This is a genomic window from Nonomuraea sp. NPDC051941 (genome assembly GCF_044593615.1).
This window is the reverse complement of sequence record NZ_JBIUCF010000155.1, coordinates 1-1,086: the sequence shown is the minus strand read 5'-3', so window position 1 is coordinate 1,086 and position 1,086 is coordinate 1. Positions and strand designations below refer to the sequence as shown.

At 65.1% G+C, this 1,086-nt stretch carries 1 protein-coding gene; it reads right to left on the bottom strand.

Features of this window, described 5'->3' with window-relative positions; all coding sequences use genetic code 11:
* Positions 1 to 140: 140 nt before the first annotated feature.
* Entirely contained in the window at positions 141 to 788 is a 648-nt protein-coding gene (locus tag ACIHFD_RS67925) for a hypothetical protein (protein ID WP_397375981.1), read from the bottom strand.
* Positions 789 to 1,086: the final 298 nt, after the last annotated feature.

Genomic DNA, 1,086 nt, shown 5'->3' with positions numbered 1-1,086 from the left:
AGCTACGATCTCCTCCGGAAAATGGCCCTGCTGAACTGAGCCCAGGATCACCGAACGTGATCACTCCCCGCCAAGTGCGACAGACCCATTTACCGGCGGACCTTACAGCCTGACCCTGCCGGCAATCCCGAAGAGGGCTTTCACGCCTTGTTGCGCCGGCGCAGTTCGCGCTGTGCCTGTGCGCGAGCACAGGAACGAGAGCAGTACTTGACGCCCTCGGTACGGTGCTGACCGAACTTGGCGCGGTCTCGCTGCCGCACAAACGGCCATCCGCACGGCTCGTTGGCGCAGTGCCGGATCGCCGCTTCTTCGGCCATGTGGTTGTACATCTGCAGGAACGAGACCGAGTAGATGGTCGGGCGTCGCTCGGCCAGGCCGCCGATGCCGACGCTGAAGCGGCTCAGCGCTCCCGTCATCGCCGTCTCGAGCTCCTCGATGCGCATATCGATGAGCACTTCGCGCAGATGCTCCAGTGATCTCGGCCAGGGGGGTTCACCCGGCTGGAGTGGGTTACGGCTCTGGGCCATGGTCAGCTGCTCCTCGGTCACCTCCGGCTCGACGAGTTCCTCCAGGCCCCCCTCCTGCGTACAGGCCAGCCACGTATGGATGGCTCGTTGCGCCAGGTCCACGTGCAGGCTGATGAGATCGCGGTGGATTCCGACCCGATAGGGCCGGCCGGGCGCCTCACGGTCGGCGAGAGCCTTGACGCGCTCTTCCTCCTCTGGATCGCCGGCGTACAGGTGGAGGTCCCTCAGGTCCAGGTCGAACAGCAGCCCGAAGGAGCGCATGAGCTCGGCGGTGGCTTCCAGATCTCCCGGGGTCAGTTCCAGCAGCTCGCGCAGGTAGAAGTCAGCCGGAAGCTCGACCGGCTGGGCAGGCTCATCCCAGGACGGGCCCTTTCCGGGCTGCCAGGTGATCCAGTCGCCATCGACGATCAGCCCTGGCGCAGGTGTACCGCTCGAATATTGAGTTACGTGGCCTGAGGTGCGGTTAAGCGGCGTGGTGGTATTCGCTGATCATGCCTGCAACGACCGGTTTTCGGCGGATGGTCCGCTGGTCGCTGAGGTCGGCCACGTCGTGGGAGGG